The sequence below is a fragment of the Microbacterium xylanilyticum genome, from assembly GCF_054654695.1.
In genome coordinates, this window is the sequence record NZ_BAAIEN010000002.1 from 3049476 (window position 1) to 3074877 (window position 25402).

The window sequence follows — 25402 nt, forward strand, 5'->3', positions numbered from 1 at the left end:
GGGCCGGCCGCGAAAGCCGCCGATCGGCTCCTCCGGTTCCTCACAGCTTGTGGATCGGCGCGATCTTGACGAGCAGCTTCTTCTGCCCCGCGGAGTCGAAGCGCACGTGGGCGATGCGCTTGGCGCCCTCGCCCGTGATCGCCTCGACCTTTCCCTCGCCGAAGTCGTCATGGCGGATCCGATCCCCGGCGTTCAGCTCGAGATCGCCATTGTCGCGCACCTTCGCGGTCACCCGGTTCGGGAACTTGTCCATCGCCGTCGACAGGGGCTTGAGGCCTTCGCGCTGGGGCAGCGCTCGGGGGGCGAAGCGGTCGCCCGAACCCCCGGAGCCGCCGAAGCCGCCCGGGCGGCGGGCGTTGAGCGCGCGCGACTGCGTTCCGCCGCGGGAGTTCACGTCGCCCGGCGACTGCCGCCAGTCGATGAGCTCGGAGGGGATCTCCTGCAGGAACCGGCTCGGCATCGCCACCGACACCTCGCCGAACTGCGCACGCGTCATCGCCAGCGACAGATGCAGGCGCTTACGGGCGCGGGTGATGCCGACGTAGAACAGGCGGCGCTCCTCCTGCGGCCCGCCCGGCTCGTTCACCGAGATGCGGTGCGGGATCAGGTCCTCCTCGACACCGGTCACGAACACGGCGTCGAACTCGAGCCCCTTGGCGGTGTGCATCGTCATCAGCGACACCACCCCGGACTCGTCGTCGAGGTCGTCCGCATCCGAGACGAGCGCGACCTCGGTGAGGAAGTCGGAGATCGTGCCCTCGGGGTTGTTGCGCGCGAAGTCGCGGGTGACGGCGATGAGCTCGTCCAGGTTCTCCAGGCGCGCCTCGTCCTGCGGGTCCCGGCTGGCGCGCAGTGCGTCCATGTAGCCGCTCTTCTGCAGCAGCAGCGTGAGCCCTTCGGCGACGGCTGTCGGAGGTGCGATCTCGCCGCTGGCGGGCAGCATGATCTCCGTCGCCTCGCGCAGCAGCGCGTCCAGCTGCGCGATCGCGGCCTGGATCTTCGGCCCCACACCGAGCTGGGTCGGGTGCGCGAGCGCGTCGCGGAAGCTCAGCGAGTGCTCCTCCGCGAAGCGCGCGATGGAGGTCTCGGTGACGTCGCCGATGCCGCGGCGCGGCTTGTTCAGGATCCGCCGCACGGCCATCTCGTCGGCCGGGTTCGCGACCGCGACGAGATAGGCCAGCGCGTCCTTGATCTCGGCGCGCTCGTAGAACTTGGTGCCGCCCATGATCTTGTAGGGCACCGCGGAGCGGATGAAGATCTCCTCCAGCGCACGGGACTGCGAGTTGGTGCGATAGAACACGGCCATCTCGCCGTACGGCATGCCGGCCCGGCGCAGCGCCTCGATCTCGTCGGCGACGAACTGGGCCTCGTCGTGCTGGGAGTAGCCGGTGAAGCCGACGATCGCGTCACCGGATCCCTTGTCGCTCCAGAGCTTCTTCTCCTTGCGGTCGAAGTTGTTGCTGATCACGGCATTGGCCGCCGACAGGATGTTCTGCGTCGACCGGTAGTTCTGCTCCAGCAGCACGACCTTGGCGCCCGGGAAGTCGCGCTCGAACTCGCTGATGTTGCGGATGTCCGCACCGCGGAACGCGTAGATGGACTGGTCGGAGTCTCCGACGACGGTGAGGGCGGCGCCCGGCTCGGCGCCCGCGGCGTCCTGAGGGTCGGGCTCGAAGATCATCATGCCGTTCGAGGCATACGGTTCCGGCGCGCCGCCGCCCTGCACCGGCCGGGTGAGCTCGTGGATCAGCGCGTACTGGGCGGCGTTGGTGTCCTGGTACTCGTCGACCAGGATGTGCCGGAAGCGGCGGCGGTAGGTGTCGGCGATCTGCGGGAACGCACGGAACAGGTAGACGGTCTGCCCGATGAGGTCGTCGAAGTCGAAGGCGTTCGCCTTCTGCAGCTGGCGCTGGTAGTCGGCGAACACCTCGGCGAAGACGCGCTCGGCCGGATCCGACATGTTCGCCTGCCGCGCGAAGGACTCCGCGTCCTGCAGCTCGTTCTTCAGCTTCGAGATGCGCGACTGGATGGCTGCAGGGGTGTAGCCGTACGCGTCGGCCTCGTGCTCCTTGACGAGCCGCTTGATGAGCGCGCGCGAGTCGCCGGAGTCGTAGATCGTGAACGACTTCGTGAAGCCGAACTGCTCGGCCTCGCGCCGCAGGATCCGCACGCACGCCGAGTGGAACGTCGAGATCCACATGCCTCGCGCCGTGTCGCCGACGAGCTGCTCGACGCGCTCGCGCATCTCCCCTGCGGCCTTGTTCGTGAAGGTGATCGCGAGGATCTGGCTGGGCCACGCCTCGCGCTGACGCAGCAGCAGGGCGATGCGGCGGGTGAGCACGCTGGTCTTGCCCGATCCCGCACCGGCGACGATGAGCAGCGCCTGACCGCGGTAGGTGACTGCTTCGAGCTGCTGCGGGTTGAGTCCCGCGAGCAGATCGGCGTGCGCGCCGGGAGCCGCTCCCTGGCGCCCTCCGAGAGAGGACCCTTCGACAGGCTCAGGGACCGGCGGGAGGATGACGGGAGAAGGGGCTTCGCTCATGACCCCTCAAGTCTAGGTCGGGCCACCGACCTCGAGTCCGGCCGCCCGCACTGCCCCGTCAGTTCCGGAACGACTCCGCACCGAGGTCGGGGTGGTCCAGGAAGACTCCGTCGAGTCCGGTTCCGGCGATCGCGGCCCACTCCGCGCGGTAGTCGCCGAACGCGGCATCTCCCCCGGCGCCGCGGAAGCGCCGATCCAGGAACGCGTTCTCCGGACGGCATGTCCAGGTGAAGACGCGGAGTCCCCGCCGATGCGCCTCGTCGACCAGGCTCGCCCCCGTGTCCCGCAGCAGGAGCTGCTTGTCGACACTGATGCCGTCGAGGCCGTCGCCCGCGAGCCGGTCGAGTCCCCCAGGGGTGAGCGCATCGGCGTAGGTCGCGGCGAGGCTCCCGTCCCGCGCGACGAGATCCGCCGGTGACCCCGACGCCTCCAGGAGATGGATGAAGGCGCCGCGCACGCCGCGTCCGCGCAGCTCCGTCAGCACCGTCTGCTCGAACGATTCGATCCAGAGAGCATGCTCCCCCGACGCCCATCCGGCAGCGCGCAGATCGCGCTCGACCAGGGCGGCCAGATCGTGGCCGATCGCGGCGAAGTGTGTGGCGTGCTTGATCTCGAGGACGACGCCGATGTCGCGCCCGTGCTGCACCGTGGCCTCGCCGACGAGCGCCAACAGGTCGGTCAGCCGCAGGATCGGCTCGGTGTCGTCGTGCTCCGCGGATCCGGGGCGCAGCTCAGGGATCCGCTCCCGGCAGCGCAGCGTGGCGAGTTCGGCCCAGGTGAAGTCCTCGGTGAACCAGCCGGCGAGGCGCTCCCCGTCGACGGTCTTCGTGGTGCGCCGATCCGCGAACTCGGGATGGTCGGCGACGTCCGTGGTGCCGGAGATCTCGTTCTCGTGGCGGATCACGAGCACGCCATCAGCGGTGGCGACGATGTCGGGCTCGACGGCGTCCACGCCCATCGCGAAGGCGAGGCGGTACGACGAGGCGGTGTGCTCGGGGCGGTAGCCGGGGGCGCCCCGGTGCCCGATGAGGAGCGGACCGGCGGCCCGGTGGATCGGCGAGACGTCGGGCGGGATCCGTCGGGTCACGCTCTCAGCGTACGGCAGTGCCCGCGCACAGTTCCGCGGCTATCGTAGAAGGAAGATGACCAGCACTTCTGAGGAGTGAGGCCGACCATGAGCAACTTCGCGTTCAACAATCCGGCGTTCCAGGAGCGGGATCCGCGCGCCGTCGCGACCTATCCCGGAGGCGCCCAGGCAGGCCAGAACGGTCAGTACGCGCCGCCGCCCCCGGCGAGCCAGCTGGCCGCCGCCCAGCAGGCCGCCGTCAACGCGAACCTCGAGGGCATGTACGCGGCGCCGTCCGCCGGTGCCATCGAGACCGACCGGATGACCGTCGAGGACACGGTCTGGAAGACCGCGGGCCTGTTCGGGATCCTGCTCGTCTTCGCGGCGATCGGCTGGGTCTTCACCCTCGGCGGGGTCGCTGTGCCGCGCACGGCGTCCGCCGTCACGATCTGGCCGTGGGCCGTGGGCGCGCTCGGCGGCTTCGTGCTCGCCATGGTCGTGAGCTTCACCTCGCGCAAGAAGGTGCGGCCGGCGCTGATCCTCGCCTACTCCGCGTTCGAGGGCCTCTTCATCGGCGGCATCTCCGCATTCTTCGAGGTGCTGTGGCCCGGCATCGTGCTGCAGGCGACGCTCGCCACTGCGGCGGTCGTGGCCGTCACGCTCGCCCTGTTCGCGAGCGGCAAGGTCCGCGCGTCGGCGAAGATGACCAAGATCGTGATGATCGCGATGCTCGGCTACCTCGTCTTCTCGCTGCTCAACGTCGTCCTGATGGTGTTCAACGTGCTGCCGGCGAACCAGATGTTCGGCCTGTACAGCGCGAAGGTCGCCGGCATCCCGCTCGGCCTCATCATCGGCGTGCTCGTCGTCTTCCTCGCCGCGTACTCGCTGGTGATGGACTTCGACCAGGTGCAGCAGGGCGTGCGCAACGGCGCCCCGCGCGTGTACGGCTGGCTCGGCGGCTTCGGCATCATGGTCACCGTGGTGTGGCTGTACGTCGAGATCCTGCGGATGATCGCGATCGCCCGCAACAACTGACGCCGTCGCAGACACCGCCCGAAGGCCGCTCTCCTCGGAGGGCGGCCTTCGTCGTCCCCGGCGCTATCCTGTACTGAACCGATCGGTTCAACACCGAGGCGAGGTCGAGATGAGCAAGGCTGCCGAGGATCCGCTCAGCAGGACGTTCGCCGCGCTCGCCGACCCCACTCGTCGCGCGATCCTCGCTCGGCTGAGCCGCGGCCCTGCCAACGTCAGCGACCTCGCCGCGCCGTTCTCCATGAGCCTCGCCGCCGTCTCGAAGCACCTCCGCGTGCTGGAGAGCGCCGGACTCGTCTCCCGCGGCCGAGACGCGCAGTACCGGCCCGCGATGCTCGATGCGCGCCCGCTCCAGACCGCTTCCGCCTGGATCCAGGACTACCGCCGCTTCTGGGCCGACAGCTTCGACGCCCTCGACGACGTCCTCGCGACCATGGCCCCGCCCCCCGAACCCACCGACGGAGAGGACGCCCCGTGACCGGCATCACCGAGGACGGCATCCAGATCGAGCGCGAATTCGCGGCACCGCCGGATGCGGTGTTCGCCGCATGGACCACGCCGGAGGCCTTCTCGCGCTGGTTCGGCGGCAAGGACGTGCAGGTCCCCCTGGACAGCCTGGACTACCGCGCCGAGCCCGGCCGCTCGTGGTCCGCCCGCATGGTGCTGCCCGACGGCGGAACCATCGCGTGGGCCGGCGAGTTCCTCGAGGTGGATCCGCCGTCGCGGATCGTGATGACGCTCACCGACCGCCCGGCCGAGGGCGGCGCAGCCCTGCTGACCGTGGAGCTCACGCCCATCGCCTCCGGCACGCGGCTCGTCATGAACCAGCAGACCCCCGGGTTCACCACGGAGCAGCGTCTCGGCACGATCGCCGGCTGGCAGACGTTCCTCGACGTGCTCGGCGAGATCGCCGCGCACTGAGCGCGCTTGCGCCGTCGCTGCATTCGTCGTATCTTCCATTCAACCAATTAGTTAAATATGCGCTCGAGAGGAACCACCCATGCGCACGCTCATCGTCTCCGCGTTCGTCTCCGCCGACGGGGTCGCCCAGGCCCCGGGCAACGACGACTCGTATCGCAACGCCGGGTGGACGTTCACCTCGGCCGAGTTCGACATGGCCGCGTACGAGCTGAAGGGCCGCGAACAGGAGGAGGCCGGCGCGGTGCTGCTCGGCCGGCGCAGCTACGAGATGTTCGCCCCGGCGTGGCCGCGGATGGAGGAGTTCGCCGGCTACAACGCCATGCCGCGCTACGTCGTCTCCACGACGCTCGCGGACGGCGACCCGCGCTGGCCGGCGACCGTGCTGCGCTCGCTCGACGACGTCGCCGCTCTCAAGCAGACCGACGGCGGGCCCATCCTCGTGCACGGCAGCCTCGCCCTCGGCCACGCGCTGGCCGATGCCGGACTGGTCGACCGCTACCACGTCCTCGTGTTCCCCGTTCTGCTCGGCTCGGGCGAGAGGCTGTTCAGCACCGCCGACCGCGACGCGCAGAAGCTCGCCATCGCCGAGCACGAGGTCTACGGCAACGGCGTGCAGAAGCTCGTCTACGACGTCGTCCGCTGAGGGCGGGATCGCACCGGCCACCACCCCGGGAGCCGCGTAGACTCCGGGGGTGCGCGTCTCCTCCGCCCTGGCCGCCGACATCCGTGATGCCCTGCGCGCGGCGGCGGACCCTGCGCTCGCTCCGGGCCAGCAGGCCTACATGAAGTCGGCGATGCCGTTCCTGGGCGTGCGCGTGCCGGAGGCGCGTCGGCTCGCGACGGAGGCCGCGCGCAGCATCGGCGATCCGGACCTGCTGCGCGAGGCCGCCCTCGAGCTGTGGCGCCACGCCGCCTATCGCGAGGAGCGCTACGCCGCGCAGGCGCTGATGGCGCTGAAGCCGTTGCGCGGACGGCTCGATCTCCTGGAGGTGCACGAGGAGATGATCCGCACCGGCGCCTGGTGGGATCACGTCGACGAGGTCGCGCACCGCCTGGCGGACCTGCTGGACGTGCATCCCGCCGAGCTGTCCGTGGAACTGCGCGTCTGGGCCGACGACGAGGACCTCTGGATCCGCCGCGCCGCGATCATCGCGCAGCTGGGCCGCAGGGATCGCGTGGATCGCGCGCTGCTGACGGACGCGATCGAGGCGAACATCGCGGATCCGGAGTTCTTCCTCCGCAAGGCGATCGGCTGGGCGCTGCGCGACTGCGCGAGGACGGATCCGGATTGGGTGCGCGCGTTCGTCGACGCCCATCCCGGCCTCTCGCCGCTCAGCCGCCGCGAGGCGCTGAAGCACCTGGCCTGAGCGCCCACGGAACGCGAGAGGGCGCGAGCCGAAGCCCGCGCCCTCTCGTCATATCCCGGAGCTGCTGCGTCACTCCCACTCGACCGCTGGCGCGGCCGAGTGCCACCGGCGCCTCCTGTCGAGCGGGAGTTTCACTCCCACTCGATGGTTGCCGGCGGCTTCGACGTGACGTCGAGCACCACCCGGTTGACCTCGCGCACCTCGTTCGTGATGCGGTTCGAGATCTTCGCGAGCACGTCGTACGGCAGGCGGGTCCAGTCGGCGGTCATCGCGTCCTCGGACGACACCGGGCGCAGCACGATGGGGTGGCCGTAGGTGCGGCCGTCGCCCTGCACGCCCACGGAGCGCACGTCGGCGAGCAGCACCACGGGGCACTGCCAGATCGCCTGGTCGAGCCCGGCGAGGGACAGCTCCTCGCGGGCGATCGCGTCGGCCTCGCGGAGGATGTCCAGGCGCTCCCGGGTGACCTCGCCGATGATGCGGATGCCGAGGCCGGGGCCGGGGAACGGCTGGCGGCCGACGATCGCCTCGGGGATCCCGAGTTCACGGCCGATCGCGCGCACCTCGTCCTTGAACAGGGTGCGCAGCGGCTCGATGAGCTCGAAGTCGAGGTCGTCGGGGAGGCCGCCGACGTTGTGGTGCGACTTGATGTTCGCGGTGCCGGATCCGCCGCCCGACTCGACCACGTCGGGGTAGAGCGTGCCCTGCACGAGGAACTTCACCTTCTCGCCCGAGGCCTTCGCCTCCTCGACGAGGTCGCGCTGCACCTGCTCGAAGGCGCGGATGAACTCGCGGCCGATGATCTTGCGCTTGGTCTCGGGATCCGTCACGCCCGCCAGGTGGCCGAGGAACGTGTCGGCCGCGTCGACCGTGATCAGGCGCACGCCGGTGGAGGCGACGTAGTCGCGCTCGACCTGCTCGCGCTCGCCCTTGCGCAGCAGTCCGTGGTCGACGAAGACCGCGGTGAGCTGGTCGCCGATGGCCTTGTGCACGAGCGCCGTGGAGACGGCGGAGTCGACGCCGCCGGACAACGCGGAGATGACGCGCGCGTCGCCGACCTGGGCGCGGATGCGCTCCACCTGCTCGGCGATGACGTTGCCGCTGTTCCAGTCGGCGGGCAGCCCGGCCCCCTTGTGCAGGAAGTTCTCGATGATCTCCTGGCCGTGGTCGGAGTGCTTCACCTCGGGGTGCCACTGCACGCCGTACAGCTTGCGGCCCTCGTCGGCGAAGGCGGCGACGGCCGTCGACGGGGTCGAGGCGAGCACCTCGAAGCCCTCCGGCGCCTTGGCGACCTGGTCGCCGTGGCTCATCCAGACGTTCTGCTCCGCGGGCTGACCGCCGAGCAGCGTGGAGTCGTTCACGGGGATCATGGCGTCGGTGGCGCCGTACTCGCGCAGGCCCGTGTTCGCGACCTCGCCGCCGAGCGTGCGCGCCATGTACTGGAAGCCGTAGCAGATGCCGAGCGTGGGCACCCCGAGGTCGAACACGGCCGGGTCGAGCTGCGGCGCGCCCTCCTCGTACACCGACGACGGACCGCCGGAGAGGATCAGCGCGACCGGGTTCTTCGCCGCGATCTCGGCGGCGGTCGCGGTGTGCGGCACGATCTCGCTGTAGACGCCCGCCTCACGGACGCGTCGGGCGATCAGCTGCGCGTACTGCGCGCCGAAGTCGACGACGAGGGCGGGGCGCTGCTCGGTGTCGGGAGTCTTGTCGGTCAACGGGCACCTTCCGTGGCGGGAGCGGTCGAGGAGGACTGTGGGGCGCCGGCAGCCTCGCGGCGGGCGAGGTAGGCCTTCACCTCGCGGGCGACGCGGGTCTCCATGATGAAGGAGAGGAACGGCACGACGCCGCCGAGCGCGAGCAGGATGAAGCGCAGGAACGGCCAGCGCATGAGGCTCCACACCCGGAAGCAGGCGAACAGGTACACGACGTAGAACCAGCCGTGCGCGACCAGGATCCCCATCGAGAGGTTGAGGCCGTTGCCCGTGGACTCGAGGCCACCGTGCACGCCCTCGACGACCGGGGCGAACCAGAGGAAGCCGCCGGATCCGCCCGCGAAGAGCTCGAGGTGGATCGGGGTGTACTTGAGCACCATCTCCGCCACCAGCAGGAGCAGCATGACTCCCGTGATGATCGAGGCGATCTGGTAGAACCTCAGCGCGCCGCGGATGGCCTGGAAGCTCTCAGGCTTGGGTTCGGGCATGGATCCATCCTAGCCGCCGGATCCTGTGCGCCTCCGGGCCGCCGGCCACCCTCCGGGCCGCCGGCCACCCCCCGGGAACGACGAAGCCGCCGGATCCGGGGTTGCCCGGATCCGGCGGCCGTGTCGGCGTGATCAGCCGGTCAGCGGATCACCTGTTCCTGCCCTTGTTGAGGCTCAGCTCGGCCGTGGCCTCGCCGTTTCGCTGCACGACGGCGAGGGTCCACTTCCCGGCCTTCGCGTCGCGCGGGATGGTGACGGTCACCGCGAAGGTTCCGTCGGAGGTCACCACGGCAGTGCCCAGGTCGTACGTCTCCCCCTTCTTGCCGCGCAGCTCGAGGGTGAGCGTCTCGTTCGCGAGGAACTCCGTGCCGCGCACCGTGAGGGTGTCGCCGGCTGCGACCTTGCCGCTGCCGACGCTGATCTTCCCGGTGAACGGGCCCGGGTCGACGACCCCGGCGACGGTGATCGGCAGGTCGGCCGCCGTGCCGGTGCCCGCGACCGCGACGTGCAGGGTCTGCGCGCCGTTCACGCCCTGCGGGATCGTGAACGTCAGCGTCGCCGTGCCCGCCTCGTCGAAGGCGTCGACGGTGACCGCCGCGTTGACCGCCGACGTGGCGAGCGCGGTGCCGCCGAGCGAGACGGTCACGTCGCCCGGAGCCGGCTCCCCCGCGCTGAACGCGAGCGAGCTGAGGTTCAGGGTGACGCTCTCCCCCGGCTTGTAGCCGGCCGCGTCGGCGGGCGCGCTGAGCACCGCGCCGACCGCGCGCTGCGCGAGGTCCGGGGATGCCGTCTTGTTCGCGGCGAACCAGTCGACCATCGACTGCAGATCCACCTTGCCGGTGTCCTTCTTGTCGGTGCCCTGCTGGAACGCCGTGAAGGCGTCGCCGCCCGCCGCGAGGAACGCATTCGCGCCCACCGTGTAGGTGCTGGTCGGGTCGATCGGGGTGCCGTTCAGACGGATGCCCGTGATGTGCGAGCCCGCCGCCGCGGACGGGTCGTACGTGTAGGTGAGCTCCTTCGAGACGCCGAGCTTCAGGAACGGCCGCGCAGATCCTGCGGGCTGCCACTGCTGCTCGAGCACCTGCTTCACCTGGGCGCCGGTGAGCTTCACCGTCATCAGGGTGTTGGCGAACGGCTGAACCGTGGCCGCCTCGCGGTAGCTCACGCTGCCGTCCGCATCCCCTGCAGCTGTGCTGGCGGCATAGGTGAGGTTGGCACGCAGACCGCCCGGGTTCATGAACGCGAAGTCCGCACCGGTCGACCACTTCTGCACATCGGCGACGAAGTTGCCCAGGGTGGACTCCCCACCGCGGTTCTCCGTCTTTCCGTCGCTCTGGCGCGCACGGTTGAAGTCGGCCGTGATGTCGCCGAGCTTGACCGAGCCCAGCTCGTCCGCCTTGGTCTTGGCGGCGTCGACGATGGCCTGCACCGCCGGGTCGGCCGGGTACTGCGGCACCTTGTTGACGGTGAGCGGCTTGATCTCGTTGGTGATCGAGAGCAGCTTCTTCGTGGCCGGGTCGACCTTCAGATCCATCAGGCCCATGTTCTCGCCGTACTGGCCGGCGGAGACCACAGGGCGGCCGTCGATCACGTGGTTGTACGCGAGGTGCGTGTGCGCCGAGACGATCGCGTTCACGCTCTTGTCGACGCCGTTCACGATCTCGCCGAGACGCGACTCGGGCGTGATGCTCGCGACGTCGGTCGTGGTCGCCCCCTCGTGCACGAGCAGGATGATCACGTCCGCTTCGCCGTTGGACGGATCGCCGTCCTTGAGCTCGGCGGCGACCTTGTTCACCGACGTGGCGATGTCGCGCACTTCGAGGCCCTTCATGCCGTCCGGCGAGACGAGGGTCGGAAGATCCTCGGTCACCGCGCCGATGAAGCCCACCTTGACGCCCTGCACGTCCTTCACCCACGACGGGGTGAGGGCCGGCGTGCCGTCGGCGGTGAGGAACACGTTGGAGCTGAGGTAGGTCCAGTCCGCGCGCGGGATCACCCGGTCGCGGAGATCGGCGTAGCCCTGGTCGAACTCGTGGTTGCCCGCCGCGCTCACCTCGAGACCGGCCGCGTTGAGCGCGTCGATCGTGGGGTTGTCCTGCTGGATGAAGGACGTGAACGTGGAGGCGCCGATGAGGTCGCCCGCGGCCGCGAAGATCGTGTTCGGGTTCTGCTTCCGGAACTGCTCGACCGCACCGGCCACCACCGCGGCACCGGCGGCGGCGCCGTCGGCCTCGATGCGTCCGTGGAAGTCGTTGATCGTCGCGATGTTGATGTCGATCGGATCCGCCGCGCCCTTGAGGCCGACGACGATCGGGTCGTGGTCGCTGGAGCGGTACGGCGTGCCCGGCTCGGTGGCCGCGAACGCGTACCCGCGGTCGCTCCACTCCGGCGAGTTGATGTTCCACACGCCGGCGCCGGTGATCGCCTTCGCCGCGGACGGCGACGCGATCACGTGGTCGAGCGATCCCAGCTCGCCGTCGAAGGAGTACGTGTACTGCCCGTGCGCGAAGGTCGGCTCAACGTCGGTCCACCCGGCCTGGGCGAACACGTCGATCGGATCCTCCTTGCCGTAGGCGTTGAAGTCGCCCACGAGGAACACGTCGTCGCTGCCCGAGCTCTTCTGCACCTGCTGTGCGAAAGCCAGCTCGGCCTTGGCCTGCGCCACGCGGTCGGCGTTGAAGAAGCCCTGGCCGTCGGCCGGCTCCGGACCGGCGTTCTGCGGCGGCGACTTCGACTTCAGGTGCGTGGTGATGACCGAGAGCACGCCCCCCTGCGCCGTCTGGAACGTCTGCGCGATGGGCTCGCGGGCGTTGCCGAACACCGTCTCGTCCACGATGGTCGACGCGTCGCCCTTGAGGGTCACGGACGCCTTCTTGTAGATGATCGCCGTCGTGATGACGTCGGTGATCGAGGTGTCGTTCAGCGCCGCCGGCGTGCGGACGTAGTCCCACACCTCGGAGCCGGCCGCGTCGTTGAGCCCCTGCACGAGGTTCTGCAGCGGGGCGTCGAGCGGGAGCCCGAACTTCGGCCCGTTCTCGACCTCCATGAGGCCGACGACATCCGCGCCCAGGCCGTTGATGGCCGAGACGATCTTCGAGCGCTGGATCTGGAACTGCGCATCCGTCTTGGCGCCGCGGGCGTTCGGATCCTGGCTCGAGAGGGTCGTGAAGAAGTTGTAGACGTTGAACGACGCCACCTTCACGTCGCCGCCCACCGCCGGAGGCGCATCCGTGCGCGGGTTCTCGTCGCCGAACGTGGGCTTGTGCGAGGCGTCGCTCGTGCCCGAGATCGGCACCACCGGCTGGAGGCGCCAGTCGTCGAAGCCGTACTGCAGGATCTCGCCCTCTGCGGGGAAGTGCACGACGTCGCCGTTGCGGACGACCGTCTCCTTCGTGAAGTACGGCTGGCCGCCGGTGTGACCGCTCTTGCCGATCTGCGACGACCAGCCGTCGTCGAGCAGGATCCGGTTCGCGCGGTTCGCCGCGGTGATCGCGTCGGCTTCGGGGCCCGGGCGGACCACCTCGGTCGCCTTGACGTTCAGCGCCTCGCCGGCGTTGAGCCACAGCGTGCCGTAGTTGTACAGCTGGTGGCTGGAGGCGAGCTTGTAGGTGCCGCTGGGCGCGACGAGCATGTTCTCGTACGCCTCGCGGTCGCCGCCGCGCACGCTGTCCGGCAGCGCGACCGGCTGCGGAACGCCCGCACCGGCGGTCACCACGGTGACGTCGCCGAGGGACGCCGGGGTGATCTGGGTCTGACCGAAGTACTCCGACACCTTGCCGGTGACCGAGACGAGGTCGCCGCGTGCGACGGCCGGGGCCAGCGCGTTCAGGTAGACGAAGATGCCGTCCGAGGCGCCGGCGGTCTTGGTGTCGCCGCCGGTGCCCTGGGTCTGGATCGTGACGCCCTTGTACCCGCCGGTGCGGTAGTCGCCCGTGACGACGCCCTGGACGGTGACGGTCTGGTCGACGAACGGCGAGACGTCGGTGGTGCCCTGCACCTCGGCGATGCTCTTGGTCTCCACCGGAGCCGACGTGTCCGTCGGCGTAGGCGTCGGAGTCGGCGTGGGCTCCGGGCCGGGGTCGGTTCCGTTGTTCTTCGTGTTCGTCGGCGTGATGGTCGCCGAGAGGGTGAAGTCCGTCGCATTCGCGTCGGAGTCGGCGCCCTGGGCGCGGTTCAGCGACTTGACGTCGGTGTTGCCCGCCGGGGCGCCGGCCGCGGCGCCTTCGAACGTGTTGGACGTGCCGTAGCCGAGCAGGTCGATCACGTCGGTGCTGCCGACGACGGATCCCGTCGGCAGGGTGATCGCCGCGGTGCCCTTGACGAGGGCGATCGTGCCGGCAGAGCCGCTGGGGTTCAGGCCGCCCGTGGCGTCGGCGGCAGGAAGGGCGGCCCCGTTCGTGCCGTTGCTGCCGCCCTGGACGAGGTAGTAGCCGTGCGCGGGGATGGATCCGGCGAGCGGGACGACGCCGTTGGACGCGCCGGTCCCGCCGGCCGAGCGGTACTGGATCGAGGTGCCGTCGAGCGCGATCGCGGATCCGGTCGGGTTGTAGAGCTCGACGAACTTGTTCGTGAACGCCGCACCGGTGCTGCCGCCGGAGAGGTACGCCTCGTTGATCACCACCCCCGTTCCCGAGGTGTTGGCGAAGGCCGGGAGCGCGATCAGGGCTCCCGCGCCCACGGCGCTGACGGTGGTGACGGCGAGTGCGCACAGGCGCGCCCGCCTTCTGCGATTCGTGACGGGAACCGCGCGGCTCTCGTCGGCAGGGGCGTTCGTCAAGGTGCTGTCTCCTCAAGGGGTGGGACGCCGACCCCCTCGTGGGATGGCCGACGGCGCCGCCTGGGGACGGCGCATACGACCAGACCCTAAGCGAGGCTATGTGCGAGCTTCAAGGACCTTAGGGACGCGCTGAGAGGAGTTCACTGTCAGGACAACGGATCTTCACCGGCTCACGCGCGAAGGTGCAGAACGACTGCGATCCGCGCTCGAAAGAGCACCGAGAGCCGCCCCGGTTTGTCGGGGCGGGTTCTTGAGGCGTTCGCGGAGGCCGTCCCGAACGGCGGACCTTGTCGCGAACAGCCGAGGATCCTGCCGAATCCGTCGGCGAAACGGGACGACGCCGGTGAAGCAGGACGGGCTCGGTGACAGCGCCGACGGACCGGATCCCTTCGGGAGTCTCAGACGGCGCGCGGATCCGAGCCGGAGGCGCCGCGGCGTTCCTCGACCTCTTCGACCTCGCGCTCCCACGCGTCCCTGGCCAGCCGGTACCAGAGGTAGAACGCGAAGCCGGCGAAGATCACCCACTCCACGGCGTAGAAGATGTTCAGCCAGTTGACCGAGGAGTGCTCCTCGGGCGCGGGCGACGAGATCGCCGCGAGGCCGCCGAGCGGGCTGCCGGACGCGAGATACGGCCGGTAGACGTCGAGCTCGGCCGTGTCGTGCCAGAAGCCGAGCAGAGCGGCGGGCGACATCCGATCCATGCGAGTGGGCTGATCCTTCGGCGGCGCGACCGGGCCCTCATCGGAGATCAGCCGGCCCTTCACCGCGATGACGGATCCGTCCGCGGTCTTCTCGAGACGTGCTGCGGCCGCCTTCGCGGCCCGCTCGTCCGCGGCCCAGCCGATCGCGACGGCGAGCGAGGTGGGTTTCGCGGTGCCCGAGATCCGCAGCTGTCCGGTGACCCAGTACCCTTCCACGCCGTCGTTGAAGCGCGACGAGACGACGAGGAAGTCACCGGGGATCCAGGATCCGCTGGCCTCGGTCCGCTGTCCGACGAGTGGAGCGTCGAGGTAGGCGCCCGGCTTGACCACCTGGTCGATCGGCAGCACCTTCTCGGTCGCGCCCGGAGGCGGCGGGCTGGTGTCGATGGCGCGCCCGAGCTGCCACTGGCCGAGCCAGGCGAACACGCCGGCCACGACGAGGCACAGCAGCAGCATCCCGATCCAGCGGCCGCGCAGCATCACCTCGCGCAGGGTCGGCGGGAACTCCGGGGCAGGGGCGGCGGGGCGCTGCTGAGACGACACGGGATGGTTCAACGGGCGGAGCTCAGGACTGGTACGGGGCCAGCACGACCTCGACGCGCTGGAACTCCTTGAGGTCGGAGTAGCCCGTGGTGGCCATCGACTTGCGCAGCGCGCCGATGAGGTTGGCGGTGCCGTCGGCGACCGGAGCAGGGCCGTACAGGATCTCCTCGAGCGTGGCGACGCCGTCGACGCGGACACGGCGGCCGCGGGGCAGCTTCGGGTGGTGCGCCTCCGGACCCCAGTGGAAGCCCTGGCCGGGGGCGTCGGTGGCGCGCGCGAGGGCGACCCCGAGCATCACCGCGTCCGCGCCCATGGCGAGCGCCTTGACGATGTCGCCGGAGGTGCCCACGCCGCCATCGGCGATCACGTGCACGTAGCGCCCGCCCGACTCGTCCAGGTAGTCGCGGCGCGCCGCGGCGACGTCGGACACGGCGGTGGCCATCGGCGCGTGGATGCCCAGCGTGGCGCGCGTGGTGGACGCCGCTCCCCCGCCGAAGCCGACGAGCACGCCCGCGGCGCCCGTGCGCATGAGGTGCAGGGCGGCGGTGTAGGTGGCTGCGCCGCCGACGATCACGGGGACGTCGAGGTCGTAGATGAACTTCTTCAGGTTCAGCGGCTCGGCGACGCTCGAGACGTGCTCGGCGGAGACCGTCGTGCCCCGGATGACGAACAGGTCGACACCGGCCTCGACGACCGTCTGGTAGAGCTCCTGGGTGCGCTGCGGCGTGAGGGATCCGGCGACGGTGACGCCCGCCTCGCGGATCTCGGCCAGGCGCGCCTTGATGAGCTCGGGCTTGATCGGCTCGGCGTAGAGCTGCTGCATGCGGGTGGTCGCGGTGCCCTCGTCGAGACCAGCGATCTCGGCGAGCAGCGGCTCCGGATCCTCGTACCGGGTCCACAGCCCCTCGAGGTCCAGCACGCCCAGTCCGCCGAGCCGGCCCAGCGTGATCGCGGTGCGCGGGCTGATCACGGAGTCCATGGGCGCGCCCAGCACCGGGATCTCGAACGGGAAGGCGTCGATCGTCCACGCGGTGGACACGTCCTCCGGGTTGCGGGTGCGCCGCGACGGCACCACCGCGATGTCGTCGAACGTGTATGCGCGGCGCGCGCGCTTGCCTCGGCCGAGCTCGATCTCCTGGGTCACCCCCTCAGACTACCCGGGTTGCCCCTGCCTCTCAGCGGGCCGAATCCGTCACTCGCCTCCGGCAGTTGTGCGCGGATCTCTCAGCGGATCTGGACGACGCGCTCTGATTCGCCCCAGGCACGATCGGCTGTGAGTGCTGCGCTGCCCAGGCGATCCGCAACCGCGAGGCAGAGTCGGTCGCCGAGCGACAGGCCCGAGCCCTTCCGCCATGACGCAGCCGCCAGCTCGGCGTCGGTTACCGTGACCGGCTCGATACGCAGGTCGTAGCTCAGCAGAAGAGTTCGCGCGACATTCCAGTCGCCTCCGAGTGCACGGATCTTCTGCGCAACCTCTGACCAATTGGCCGCACCTATGACGCCGCCGTTCAGTTCCGCCTCGACACGCTCGGCCCCGGGTTCGGCACGCAGGAAGGCGAGCAGCGCCGAAGCGTCGAGGACGATCACGCCGCGTCTTCCTGACGAGCGGCCGCGCGGCGCTCGCGGAGCAGATCTCCGACCGGGTCGACGCCGGCGAGCTGCTCGCGCAGCAGACGCTTCGCCTGGTCTCGGGTCATGAGGATCACGCCATTGTCCGTCTCGAGGAACAGCAGCGGGGTGCCGGACTCCCAGTGCTGACGTGCACGAAGCTCGGCCGGCACCACCAGGCGCCCGCGATCTCCCATGGCTGCAGCGAATGTGGTACTCATGCCGCGAATGTACCACGGCAGGGTGCCAGTGGATCAGGCGGCGTAGCGGCCCGAGGCGATCGCCCGAGCGCGCTTCTTCTCCGCCTCCTCCTCGCGGTTCTTCGGCGGCACGGTGGCGACGAGCGCGTCGAGCAGGTGCTGGGTGACGTGCGCGATCTCGGCGACGGCGTGGTCGAACGCCTCCTGATTCGCCTTGGACGGCTTCGTCGTCCCCGCGATCTTGCGCACGTACTGGAGTGCGGCGGCGTGCACCTCGTCGGAGGTTGCGGCGGGTTCGAAGTTGTGAAGGGTGTGGATGCTCCGGCACATGCCCGCCAGGCTACGCCGCACCGCCGACGTGCGGAAGCACGGTCCGCCGGCCGTCGCCGCGCGTCAGAGCCGGTGCTCGCTGCGGGGAAGCACCTCGAGCACGTGGGGCAGCTTGTTCGGGAAGCAGGCGCGGAACAGCTCGGTGATCTGCGGATCGGATCCGTAATCGTCCACGATCCGCAGGCCGATCATGGTGCTGATCAGCATGCCCTCGGCGAGGAACTCGCGCGCCTCGTCGGCGTCGAGACCCATCTCATCGCGGAAGAAGCGCCACACCGTCGCGAAGCCGCGTCGTGCGGCGGCGCCGATGGCCGGGTTGCTGCCGAGCAGATAGGCGTGCGCGAGGGTCTGATGCAGTCCGCGCACCTCGATGAGATCCACGTAGGCCTCGCCGATGCGCCTGCCGACGGGGCGTTCACCGCCCTCGTCGGAAGCCGCGAGCGCGGCGCGGAAGGCGGCGAGGAGGCGCTCGAGGGCGAACTCGATCGTGGCGAGGAAGAGGTTCTCCTTGGTGCCGAACAGGCGCACCACGTAGGGCTGGCTGACCCCGGCGGCGCGCGCGACCTGATCGGTGGTGGCGCCTTCGTATCCCCGCGATCCGAAGATCGTGAGCGCGGCGAGGATGATCTGCGCGCGTCGCTCGTCGGAGGACAGGCGACGACCCGGGTCCTCGGTCGCGTCGGTGGCGGAGGTCGCTGCGGAAGTCATGCCGAAAGGTTATCAGCGAATGACTTGACTTTGTAATCATGCGATTACTACATTGTGCTCAGAGCTTGTGATCATCCAATTACAACCGGAGTCCACCATGACCGACACCTCCTCTCCCACGCCGGTGCGTCGCGAACGCGCGTCGCTCTCGCCGCGCCGCCCTCGCCCGGTGGCGCTCGTCATCGCCGCAGCGTCGCTGCCGATGTTCATGGCCACGCTCGACAACCTCGTCATGACCAACGCGCTGCCCGTGCTGCATCGCGAGATGGGCGCGACCATCGAGCAGCTGCAGTGGTTCGTGAACGCGTACACCCTGGCCTTCGCCGGTGCGATCCTCGTGGCCTCCGCGCTCGGCGACCGGTTCGGCCGCCGCACCGTCTTCGCGCTCGGGATCGCGCTGTTCGGGGCCGGATCCCTGTTCGCCGCGCTCAGCTCCGATCCCGGTCAGCTCATCGCAGCCCGGGCGGTGCAGGGGCTCGGCGCCGCCGCGGTCATGCCGCTCTCCCTCGCCCTGCTCACCGGGGCCGTGCCTGCTGCGCGGCGCGCCCTGGCGATCGGCATCTGGGGCGGCGTGTCCGGACTGGGCGTCGCCGTGGGTCCGCTGATCGGCGGCGCGATCATGGAGGGCTGGAACTGGCAGGCGATCTTCTGGATCAACGTGCCGGTGGCGGTGATCGCCATCCCGTTCGCGCTGCTCGTGCTGAACAACGACTTCGGCGCGCGCGTGCGCATCGACGTGCCCGGCGCGCTGCTCGCTGCCGCCGGAGTGCTCGCGCTCGTGCACGCGATCGTCCGCGGCAACGACGACGGCTGGGACACGATCGGCGTGATCTCGGAGCTCGCTCTCGGCGGCGCGCTGGTGATCGCGTTCCTTCTCTGGCAGCTGCGTGCCACGGCCCCGCTGGTGCCGCTCCGGCTGTTCCGGGACCGCTCGTTCTCCGTCACCAACGTCGTCGGCTTCGCGTTCAGCTTCGGCACGTTCGGATCCGTGTTCATCCTCATCCAGTTCCTGCAGGTCGTGCAGGGTGCGACGCCGCTCGAGGCCGCCGTGCAGACCACGCCCTGGACGCTCGCCCCGATGTTCGTGGCCCCGATCGCCGGCATCATCGCCCCGCGGGTCGGCACCCGGGCCCTGCTGGTCGCGGGCCTGCTGCTGCAGGGCGTCGCCCTGGGCTGGCTCGCCGCGCTGCTCTCCGCCGACGTGCCGTACCCGGCGCTGGTGGCGCCGTTCGTCCTCGCGGGCGTCGGGATGGGGCTCGTGTTCGCACCCTCCGCCACGGCCCTGCTGGCGACCCTCGGCCTCGTCGACCACGCCAAGGCGTCGGGCGTGAACTCGACCGTGCGCGAGCTCGGCGTGGCGCTGGGCACCGCCGTGATGACGGCGATCTTCGTCGGCGCCGGCGGGCAGCTGCGCCCCGATCACTACGTGGACGCCGCGCGCCCCGCGGTGTTCACCGGGGCCGCGGTGCTGCTGGTGGCGACGCTCGTGGCGCTGCTCCTGCCTGCCGGGAAGGGCGGGCACCGGGACGGTGCCGCCGAGACGACGGCCATCGCGGCCGAACCCGTCTCGGCCTGAGCGACATGACGAAGGCCTCGGATCCGATCGCAGGATCCGAGGCCTTCGCCGTCGAACGAGGTCTCGACTCAGCGCTTGTAGTTGGGCGCCTCGACCACGATCTGCACGTCGTGCGGGTGCGACTCCTTGAGCCCCGCCGGGGTGATGCGCACGAACTTGCCGCGTGCCTTCAGCTCCTCGATGGTGCGCGCACCGACGTAGAACATCGACTGGCGCAGCCCTCCGACGAGCTGGTACGCGACGGCCGACAGCGGACCGCGGTAGGGCACCTGGCCCTCGATGCCCTCGGGGATGAGCTTGTCGTCGCTGGGCACGTCGGCCTGGAAGTAGCGGTCCTTCGAGTACGAGGTCTGCTTGCCGCGGGTCTGCATCGCGCCGAGGGATCCCATCCCGCGGTACTGCTTGAACTGCTTGCCGCCCTGGAATACGATCTCACCCGGCGCCTCGTCGGTGCCGGCGAGCAGCGAGCCGAGCATCACGGCGTCGGCGCCGGCGACGAGGGCCTTCGCGATGTCGCCGGAGTACTGCAGACCGCCGTCGGCGATGACCGGGATGCCGGCCGGGCCCGCGGCGAGCGACGCCTCGTACACGGCGGTGACCTGGGGCACGCCGACACCGGCGACGACCCGGGTGGTGCAGATCGAGCCCGGCCCGACGCCCACCTTGACGGCGTCGACGCCCGCGTCCACGAGCGCCTGCGCGCCCTCCCGGGTCGCGACGTTGCCGCCGATGATGTCGATGTGGGCGAACGACGGATCCGCCTTGAGCCGCTTGACGAGATCGATCACGCCCTGCGACTGGCCGTTGGCGGTGTCGACGACGAGCACGTCCACGCCCTTGTCGCGCAGCGCCTCGGCGCGCTCCCAGGCGTCGCCGAAGAAGCCGATCGCCGCACCGACGCGCAGGCGACCCTGCTCGTCCTTGGTGGCGAGCGGGTACTTCTCGCTCTTGTCGAAGTCCTTGATCGTGATGAGGCCGGCGAGCTTGCCGTCCTCATCGATGAGGGGCAGCTTCTCCACGCGGTGCTTGGCGAACAGCTCGATGACCTTCTCCGCGGGCACGCCGACGGGAGCGGTCACGAGGTTCTCGCTCGTCATCACGTCGCGGGCGAGCGTGGTCTGCTTCGCGGATCCGGAGATGAAGCGCATGTCGCGGTTCGTGACGATGCCGACGATGTGCCCCTCGGGGTCGACGACGGGGAGCCCGGAGATGCGGTACTTCGCGCACAGCGCGTCGACCTCGGCGATGGTCGCCTCGGGGGTGGTCGTGATCGGATCCGTGATCATGCCCGACTCGCTGCGCTTGACGCGGTCGACCTGCGCGGCCTGGTCGGCGATGGAGAGGTTGCGGTGCAGGATGCCCAGGCCGCCCTCACGGGCGATGGCGATGGCCATCCGCGCCTCGGTGACGGTGTCCATGGCGCTGGAGAGCAGGGGCGTGGCGACCGAGATGCGGCGCGTCACGCGGGACGACGTGTCCGCCTCGCTCGGGATCACGTCGGTGTGCCCCGGGAGGAGCAGGACGTCATCGTAGGTCAATCCGACAAAACCGAACGGGTCGTGCTGCTCCATGGGTTGCGGGGCTCCTCTTTCTCGCGCGCGTGTATCGAGTCTAAACGTCCGCAGGGGGGTGGTATTCCCAGGAACGGCGCGGGCGGGCGCCGCCGCCGGGTGTCAGGGCACGGGGATCGAGTCGGTGCTGACGGGCGGCTCGTCGGCGGTGCCGCGGCCGCTCCGCAGCCGCCGCGCGGCGAGACCGAGATCGACGAGGAACACCGCGATCGCCACCCACACGATGGCGAAGCCGATCCACCGTTCGAGCGGCATCGGCTCGTGCATGACGAGCACGCCCACGAGGAACTGCATGATCGGGGTGATGAACTGGATCATCCCGATCACGGTAAGCCCGATCCGGCGCGTGCCGGCCGCGAACAGCAGCAGCGGAACCGCGGTCGCGACGCCGGCGAAGGCGAGCAGGCCCGCGTGCAGCGGGCCGTTCTGGCCCATCGTGATACCCGTGGTGAGCCCCACCGCGATGAGCTGCACGATCGCGACGGGCAGCAGCCAGAGCGACTCCAGGGTGAGGCCGCTGATCGCGTCGACGGAGGGGCCGATCTGCTTCTTGACGAGCCCGTAGATCCCGAAGGAGGCGGTGAGCGACAGCGCGATCCACGGGAACGTCCCGTGCGCGAACACGATCACGAGCACCGCGATCGTGGCGATGCCCACGGCGCCCCACTGCAGCGGGCGCAGCTTCTCCTTCAGCACGAAGACGCCGAGCAGCATCGTGCCGATCGGGTTGATGAAGTAGCCCAGGCTCGTCTCGACGATCTCGCCGTTCAGCGTGGCGAGGACGAACACCTGCCAGTTGATGTAGATCAGCGCACCAGCGAGGGCGGTGAGCGCCAGCAGGCGTGGCTGCCGGATGATCGCGAGCAGCGGCTTCCAGCCCCGGGTGATCGCCAGCAGGATCACGCAGAACACCAGGGAGAGCGCGACCCGCCAGGCTACGAGCTCCCACGGACCGGTGGGCGCGAGCAGCAGGAAGTACAGGGGCAGCACGCCCCACAGCAGGTAGGCGCCGATCGCTGAGGCGACGCCGATGGTCTGCGCGCTGCGGGTGGTGGTCACCGATCAACCCTATTGCCGGGAGCGGACAGGCAGGGCCGGCGCCGCCGGGGCGGTCGCCGCGTCGGGACGGTCGGCTGCGTCGGGGCGGTCAGCTGCGTCGGAAAACGGCGGAGGCCGGCGGCGCGTCCCGCTTCCCGGGACCGGATCCGACGCCGACACGCCGTGAGCTCCTCCGTTTCCCCGCGTCGGCGTCCGGGGACGGCGAAGGCCCGGATGCGCGGGGCATCCGGGCCTTCGGAAGGTCAGTGCGGGTTCAGCGCACCACGACGGCGAGCACGTCGCGCGCGGAGAGCACGAGGTACTCCTCGGCGCCGAACTTCACCTCGGTGCCGCCGTACTTGCTGTAGAGCACGCGGTCGCCGACGTTGACGTCGAGCGGAACGCGGTTGCCGTTGTCGTCGATGCGGCCGGGGCCCACCGCCACGACCTCGCCCTCCTGGGGCTTCTCCTTGGCGGTGTCGGGGATGACCAGGCCACTCGCGGTGGTCTGCTCGGCCTCGACCTGCTTGATGACGATGCGGTCCTCGAGCGGCTTGATGGAAACCGACACGGTCTACCTCTTTCTTGACGGTTCAAGACATTGTTAGCACCCTCGACCCGAGAGTGCTAACGACAGTCTAGGCGCATCGTTGGCACTCACGCAATCAGAGTGCCAATCGCCGTCATGAGCGCGAGCGACCACCGCGGGCCGCCCCGGGTGCGACGGATAGCCTGGAGCGCGTGGACATGAGCGAACTGCGGATCCTGCTGACGCCCGAGGCGCTGCGCATGCTCGACGCCCTCGGCGAGGTGGGATCCACGGACGCGGCCGCGCGCGCCGTCATGAGGTTGCGGTCGGAGGGGCACTCCCCCGAGTTCGTGTCCGCCGTGGTAGGGCAGGCGCGACTGCGCACGAAGGCGGCGGCGAAGTTCGGCGAGTTCGCGGGACGGATGCTGTTCACGCGAGCCGGCCTGGAGCAGGCCACACGGCTCGGCGTCGCCGCACGGCACGCGGGGCGCATGCGCTCCGCCGGGGTGACGCACGTGTCCGACCTCGGCTGCGGCATCGGCGGGGACGCGCTCGCGTTCGCGGGCGCCGGCCTGACGGTGACGGCGGTCGACGCCGACGAGGTCACCGCCGCTCTCGCCGCGTACAACCTGGCGCCGTTCGGCTCCGACGCCGAGGTGCGGCACGGGTTCGCGGAGGAGCACGCGCCCGGCCCTTCGACAGGCTCAGGGACCGGAGGCTCAGGGACCGGAACCGCGGGCTCAGGGACCGGAGGCTCAGGGACCGGCGTGGACGCTGTATGGCTGGATCCGGCTCGGCGGACGGCGGGGCACTCCGAGACCCGGCGCGTGTCCGCCGACGACTACTCCCCGTCGCTGGACTGGGCGTTCGCCCTCGCCGAGCGCGTGCCGACCGGGATCAAGCTCGGGCCCGCGCACGACCGGGAGACGATCCCCGCCGATGTCGAGGCGCAGTGGGTCAGTGCGGACGGCGACGTGGTCGAGCTCGTGCTGTGGTCGGGTCCGCTGGCGCGGGACGGGGTGCGCCGGGCGGCGCTCGTGATCCGCGGCGACCGCGGCTACGAGCTCACCGCGCCCGCCGACGCCGAGGATGCCGAGGTCCGCGCCCTCGGCGCCTATGTGCACGAGCCCGACGGGGCGGTCATCCGCGCCCGCCTCATCGGCGACCTGGCCCGCACGCTCGACGCCGGGATGCTGGATCCGCACATCGCGTACCTCACCTCGGATGCGCCGGCCGAGAGCCCGTTCGCGGCGTCGTTCCGGGTGCGTGAGGTGCTGCCCGTCAACACGAAGGCGATCGCCGCCGCCCTGAAGAAGGCCGGCATCGGCCGTCTGGAGATCAAGAAGCGCGGAGTGGACGTGGATCCGGCGGCGTTCCGCAAGAAGCTGAATCTGCGCGGTCCCGAGGAGGCGACGCTCATCCTGGTGCGCATCGGCGACAAGCGCCACGCGATCCTCGCGGACCGGGTCTGACTCAGTCCGCCGCTGTCCGGAACCCCCCGGTATCGGGGCTGATCACCAGGTACTGCCCCGCATCGGGCGGCGCCCAGAAGTCGAGGCGAACGGCCGGGTGCGCGGGCGTCTCCACCAGCCGCATGCTGAGCGCCGGCTGCTCCTGCCCCGACAACGGATCGACGGCGGTTGCGGTGCTGGGTGCACAGGTCTTCTGCATGGCGCGCTCCTCCACCACCAGGCATCGCCTGCCTCTGCCGTCATCGCCGAGCCACACGGGCGTCTTGCCCACTCTGCCGACGACCTGCGCGAAGACGAGGTTGTTCTGCACGACGACCCGTCTCATCGCGGCGCGCTCCTCGGCGCCCATTTCAGGACTCCCGTCGTACATCATCTGGAAGCGCGTCAGAACTCCGAACGGCACGCCGCGGCCGGACAGGACGACCGTGCCGGAGTAACCGTCCTGGGCGACGACGCCCTCCCGTTGACTGGGGCTGGAGACGCCGAGGGGATGCCCTGCCAGCTGGTCGCGGGGAAGGCACTGCTTCTGGGACGGGATGGCGCGCACGTCGAGGATCGCGCAGAGCAATTGCCCGTTCGCCTGGGTCGCGTACCAGAGCAGGCCGTCGCGTTCGCGGGCGAGCAGGAGCAGGGATCCGGGATCCAGGTCGTCGTGGTGCTTCCGCACGGCCGACTCCCGCTCGGCCTCGCCGGCGCGCAGGGCGAGGCCGACGTCCGGCGGTCGCGGGATCGCCCACCCGATCAGCACGCCGACGAGCACGAGCGCACCGAGTCCGCCGACGAGGTAGCGCGGGCGCTGCCAGTCTCCGCCGGCGATCCACGTCCGGATCCGCGCCCGTGCCGTCCCGAACAGCCGAGCAGGTCCCGAACGACCGAGGATCCGGCCGGATCCGTCGGTGGAACGCGACGTCGTCGGCGGATCGGACGGAGGCGGGGTGCTTCCTTCATCCGGCTGCGCCCGCTCCGGAACCAGGGCTTCTTCGGACGGGCGTCCTTCGTCTCGCTGCACGGATCCTGAGCGAGGAGCGTCCTTCGTCTCGCTGCGCTCGCTCAGGAACCGACGAGACGAAGGGCGCTCAGGAACCGGAGACGGCAGGTCGATCCGCCACAGCTCCGCAAGACGCGCGGCTTCGGCCTCGCTCAGGCCGGATCCGTCGCGGGCGAACGCGCGCCGCTCCAGTTCGCGGCGCTCGCGGTCATCCGCCGGATCCGACATGC

The 25402-nt window shown here is 70.3% G+C and carries 22 protein-coding genes; 7 read left to right on the forward strand and 15 right to left on the reverse strand.

Annotated elements, in window-relative coordinates; all coding sequences use genetic code 11:
• Positions 1-40: 40 nt before the first annotated feature.
• Together ACYQ1L_RS15305 and ACYQ1L_RS15310 are read right to left on the reverse strand one after the other, a co-directional pair.
• Positions 41-2542, reverse strand: a complete 2502-nt coding sequence (locus ACYQ1L_RS15305; protein WP_460004915.1) for an ATP-dependent helicase — start codon at positions 2540-2542, stop codon at positions 41-43.
• A 58-nt stretch (positions 2543-2600) separates the two neighbouring features.
• The gene (locus ACYQ1L_RS15310) at positions 2601-3629 is read right to left on the reverse strand and encodes a glycerophosphodiester phosphodiesterase family protein (protein ID WP_460004916.1); all 1029 of its coding nucleotides are present in this window, start codon (positions 3627-3629) and stop codon (positions 2601-2603) included.
• Between the two features lie 87 nt (positions 3630-3716).
• Between ACYQ1L_RS15310 and ACYQ1L_RS15315 the strand changes: the two genes are divergently transcribed.
• The 5 genes from ACYQ1L_RS15315 (at position 3717) to ACYQ1L_RS15335 (ending at position 6928) form a co-directional block, all read left to right on the forward strand.
• Entirely contained in the window at positions 3717-4643 is a 927-nt protein-coding gene (locus ACYQ1L_RS15315) for a Bax inhibitor-1/YccA family protein (protein WP_460004917.1), read from the forward strand.
• Between the two features lie 109 nt (positions 4644-4752).
• Positions 4753-5118 carry an ArsR/SmtB family transcription factor gene (locus ACYQ1L_RS15320; RefSeq protein WP_460004918.1) on the forward strand — a complete coding sequence of 122 codons (366 nt, stop codon included), beginning with the start codon at positions 4753-4755 and terminating at the stop codon, positions 5116-5118.
• Entirely contained in the window at positions 5115-5561 is a 447-nt protein-coding gene (locus ACYQ1L_RS15325; protein ID WP_460004919.1) for an SRPBCC family protein, read from the forward strand. Before ACYQ1L_RS15320 ends, ACYQ1L_RS15325 begins: the two co-directional genes overlap by 4 nt.
• A gap of 79 nt (positions 5562-5640) precedes the next feature.
• Positions 5641-6204, forward strand: a complete 564-nt coding sequence (locus ACYQ1L_RS15330) for a dihydrofolate reductase family protein (RefSeq protein ID WP_460004920.1) — start codon at positions 5641-5643, stop codon at positions 6202-6204.
• Positions 6205-6253: 49 nt separating this feature from the next.
• Positions 6254-6928, forward strand: coding sequence for a DNA alkylation repair protein (locus tag ACYQ1L_RS15335; protein ID WP_460004921.1), 675 nt, complete (start codon positions 6254-6256; stop codon positions 6926-6928).
• A 131-nt stretch (positions 6929-7059) separates the two neighbouring features.
• Here ACYQ1L_RS15335 and guaA read toward each other — a convergent pair whose 3' ends face one another.
• The 9 genes from guaA to ACYQ1L_RS15380 form a co-directional block, all read right to left on the reverse strand.
• Positions 7060-8646 (reverse strand): glutamine-hydrolyzing GMP synthase, encoded by a 1587-nt coding sequence (gene guaA, locus ACYQ1L_RS15340; RefSeq protein ID WP_460004922.1) that lies wholly within the window; start codon positions 8644-8646, stop codon positions 7060-7062.
• Positions 8643-9131, reverse strand: a complete 489-nt coding sequence (locus ACYQ1L_RS15345) for a DUF3817 domain-containing protein (RefSeq protein WP_460004923.1) — start codon at positions 9129-9131, stop codon at positions 8643-8645. The genes guaA and ACYQ1L_RS15345 overlap by 4 nt, the downstream gene beginning before the upstream one ends.
• Positions 9132-9279: 148 nt before the next feature.
• Positions 9280-13908: an ExeM/NucH family extracellular endonuclease gene (locus ACYQ1L_RS15350; RefSeq protein WP_460004924.1), complete on the reverse strand. Its 4629-nt coding sequence runs from the start codon at positions 13906-13908 to the stop codon at positions 9280-9282.
• A gap of 398 nt (positions 13909-14306) precedes the next feature.
• Positions 14307-15089 (reverse strand): SURF1 family cytochrome oxidase biogenesis protein, encoded by a 783-nt coding sequence (locus ACYQ1L_RS15355; RefSeq protein ID WP_460005835.1) that lies wholly within the window; start codon positions 15087-15089, stop codon positions 14307-14309.
• Between the two features lie 85 nt (positions 15090-15174).
• Positions 15175-16296: a GuaB3 family IMP dehydrogenase-related protein gene (locus tag ACYQ1L_RS15360; protein WP_460004925.1), complete on the reverse strand. Its 1122-nt coding sequence runs from the start codon at positions 16294-16296 to the stop codon at positions 15175-15177.
• 80 nt (positions 16297-16376) lie between these two features.
• Positions 16377-16739 carry a type II toxin-antitoxin system VapC family toxin gene (locus ACYQ1L_RS15365; protein WP_460004926.1) on the reverse strand — a complete coding sequence of 121 codons (363 nt, stop codon included), beginning with the start codon at positions 16737-16739 and terminating at the stop codon, positions 16377-16379.
• On the reverse strand, positions 16736-16981 hold the full coding sequence (locus tag ACYQ1L_RS15370) for an AbrB/MazE/SpoVT family DNA-binding domain-containing protein (RefSeq protein ID WP_460004927.1): 246 nt from the start codon (positions 16979-16981) through the stop codon (positions 16736-16738). Before ACYQ1L_RS15370 ends, ACYQ1L_RS15365 begins: the two co-directional genes overlap by 4 nt.
• Positions 16982-17014: 33 nt before the next feature.
• Positions 17015-17290 (reverse strand): DUF2277 domain-containing protein, encoded by a 276-nt coding sequence (locus tag ACYQ1L_RS15375; protein WP_460004928.1) that lies wholly within the window; start codon positions 17288-17290, stop codon positions 17015-17017.
• 63 nt (positions 17291-17353) lie between these two features.
• Entirely contained in the window at positions 17354-17998 is a 645-nt protein-coding gene (locus ACYQ1L_RS15380; protein WP_159575192.1) for a TetR/AcrR family transcriptional regulator, read from the reverse strand.
• Positions 17999-18095: 97 nt separating this feature from the next.
• Between ACYQ1L_RS15380 and ACYQ1L_RS15385 the strand changes: the two genes are divergently transcribed.
• Positions 18096-19574, forward strand: coding sequence for an MFS transporter (locus ACYQ1L_RS15385; RefSeq protein WP_460004929.1), 1479 nt, complete (start codon positions 18096-18098; stop codon positions 19572-19574).
• 68 nt (positions 19575-19642) lie between these two features.
• On the opposite strand, the gene guaB is transcribed toward ACYQ1L_RS15385, so the two are convergent.
• The 3 genes from guaB to groES all read right to left on the reverse strand — a co-directional run bounded on the left by guaB (position 19643) and on the right by groES (position 22754).
• A complete protein-coding gene (guaB, locus tag ACYQ1L_RS15390) occupies positions 19643-21145 on the reverse strand; it encodes an IMP dehydrogenase (protein ID WP_460004930.1) in 1503 nt (500 codons plus the stop codon).
• Between the two features lie 102 nt (positions 21146-21247).
• Complete coding sequence (gene rarD, locus ACYQ1L_RS15395; protein ID WP_460004931.1) at positions 21248-22204, reverse strand: EamA family transporter RarD; 957 nt, start codon at positions 22202-22204, stop codon at positions 21248-21250.
• A 253-nt stretch (positions 22205-22457) separates the two neighbouring features.
• On the reverse strand, positions 22458-22754 hold the full coding sequence (gene groES, locus ACYQ1L_RS15400) for a co-chaperone GroES (protein WP_159575188.1): 297 nt from the start codon (positions 22752-22754) through the stop codon (positions 22458-22460).
• Positions 22755-22924: 170 nt separating this feature from the next.
• Here groES and ACYQ1L_RS15405 point away from each other — a divergent pair, with 170 nt between their 5' ends.
• A complete protein-coding gene (locus ACYQ1L_RS15405) occupies positions 22925-24184 on the forward strand; it encodes a class I SAM-dependent methyltransferase (protein WP_460004932.1) in 1260 nt (419 codons plus the stop codon).
• A gap of 1 nt (position 24185) precedes the next feature.
• Here ACYQ1L_RS15405 and ACYQ1L_RS15410 read toward each other — a convergent pair whose 3' ends face one another.
• Complete coding sequence (locus tag ACYQ1L_RS15410) at positions 24186-25400, reverse strand: hypothetical protein (RefSeq protein ID WP_460004933.1); 1215 nt, start codon at positions 25398-25400, stop codon at positions 24186-24188.
• Between the last annotated feature and the right edge of the window lie 2 nt (positions 25401-25402).

Coding starts and splice junctions, on each gene's coding strand:
- ACYQ1L_RS15305 (WP_460004915.1), bottom strand. CDS start 2,542: ATGAGCGAAGCCCCTTCTCCCGTCATCCTCCCGCCGGTCCCTGAGCCT.
- ACYQ1L_RS15315 (WP_460004917.1), top strand. CDS start 3,717: ATGAGCAACTTCGCGTTCAACAATCCGGCGTTCCAGGAGCGGGATCCG.
- ACYQ1L_RS15320 (WP_460004918.1), top strand. CDS start 4,753: ATGAGCAAGGCTGCCGAGGATCCGCTCAGCAGGACGTTCGCCGCGCTC.
- ACYQ1L_RS15330 (WP_460004920.1), top strand. CDS start 5,641: ATGCGCACGCTCATCGTCTCCGCGTTCGTCTCCGCCGACGGGGTCGCC.
- ACYQ1L_RS15345 (WP_460004923.1), bottom strand. CDS start 9,131: ATGCCCGAACCCAAGCCTGAGAGCTTCCAGGCCATCCGCGGCGCGCTG.
- ACYQ1L_RS15355 (WP_460005835.1), bottom strand. CDS start 15,089: ATGCTGCGCGGCCGCTGGATCGGGATGCTGCTGCTGTGCCTCGTCGTG.
- ACYQ1L_RS15370 (WP_460004927.1), bottom strand. CDS start 16,981: ATGAGTACCACATTCGCTGCAGCCATGGGAGATCGCGGGCGCCTGGTG.
- ACYQ1L_RS15375 (WP_460004928.1), bottom strand. CDS start 17,290: ATGTGCCGGAGCATCCACACCCTTCACAACTTCGAACCCGCCGCAACC.
- ACYQ1L_RS15380 (WP_159575192.1), bottom strand. CDS start 17,998: ATGACTTCCGCAGCGACCTCCGCCACCGACGCGACCGAGGACCCGGGT.
- ACYQ1L_RS15385 (WP_460004929.1), top strand. CDS start 18,096: ATGACCGACACCTCCTCTCCCACGCCGGTGCGTCGCGAACGCGCGTCG.
- guaB (WP_460004930.1), bottom strand. CDS start 21,145: ATGGAGCAGCACGACCCGTTCGGTTTTGTCGGATTGACCTACGATGAC.
- ACYQ1L_RS15410 (WP_460004933.1), bottom strand. CDS start 25,400: ATGTCGGATCCGGCGGATGACCGCGAGCGCCGCGAACTGGAGCGGCGC.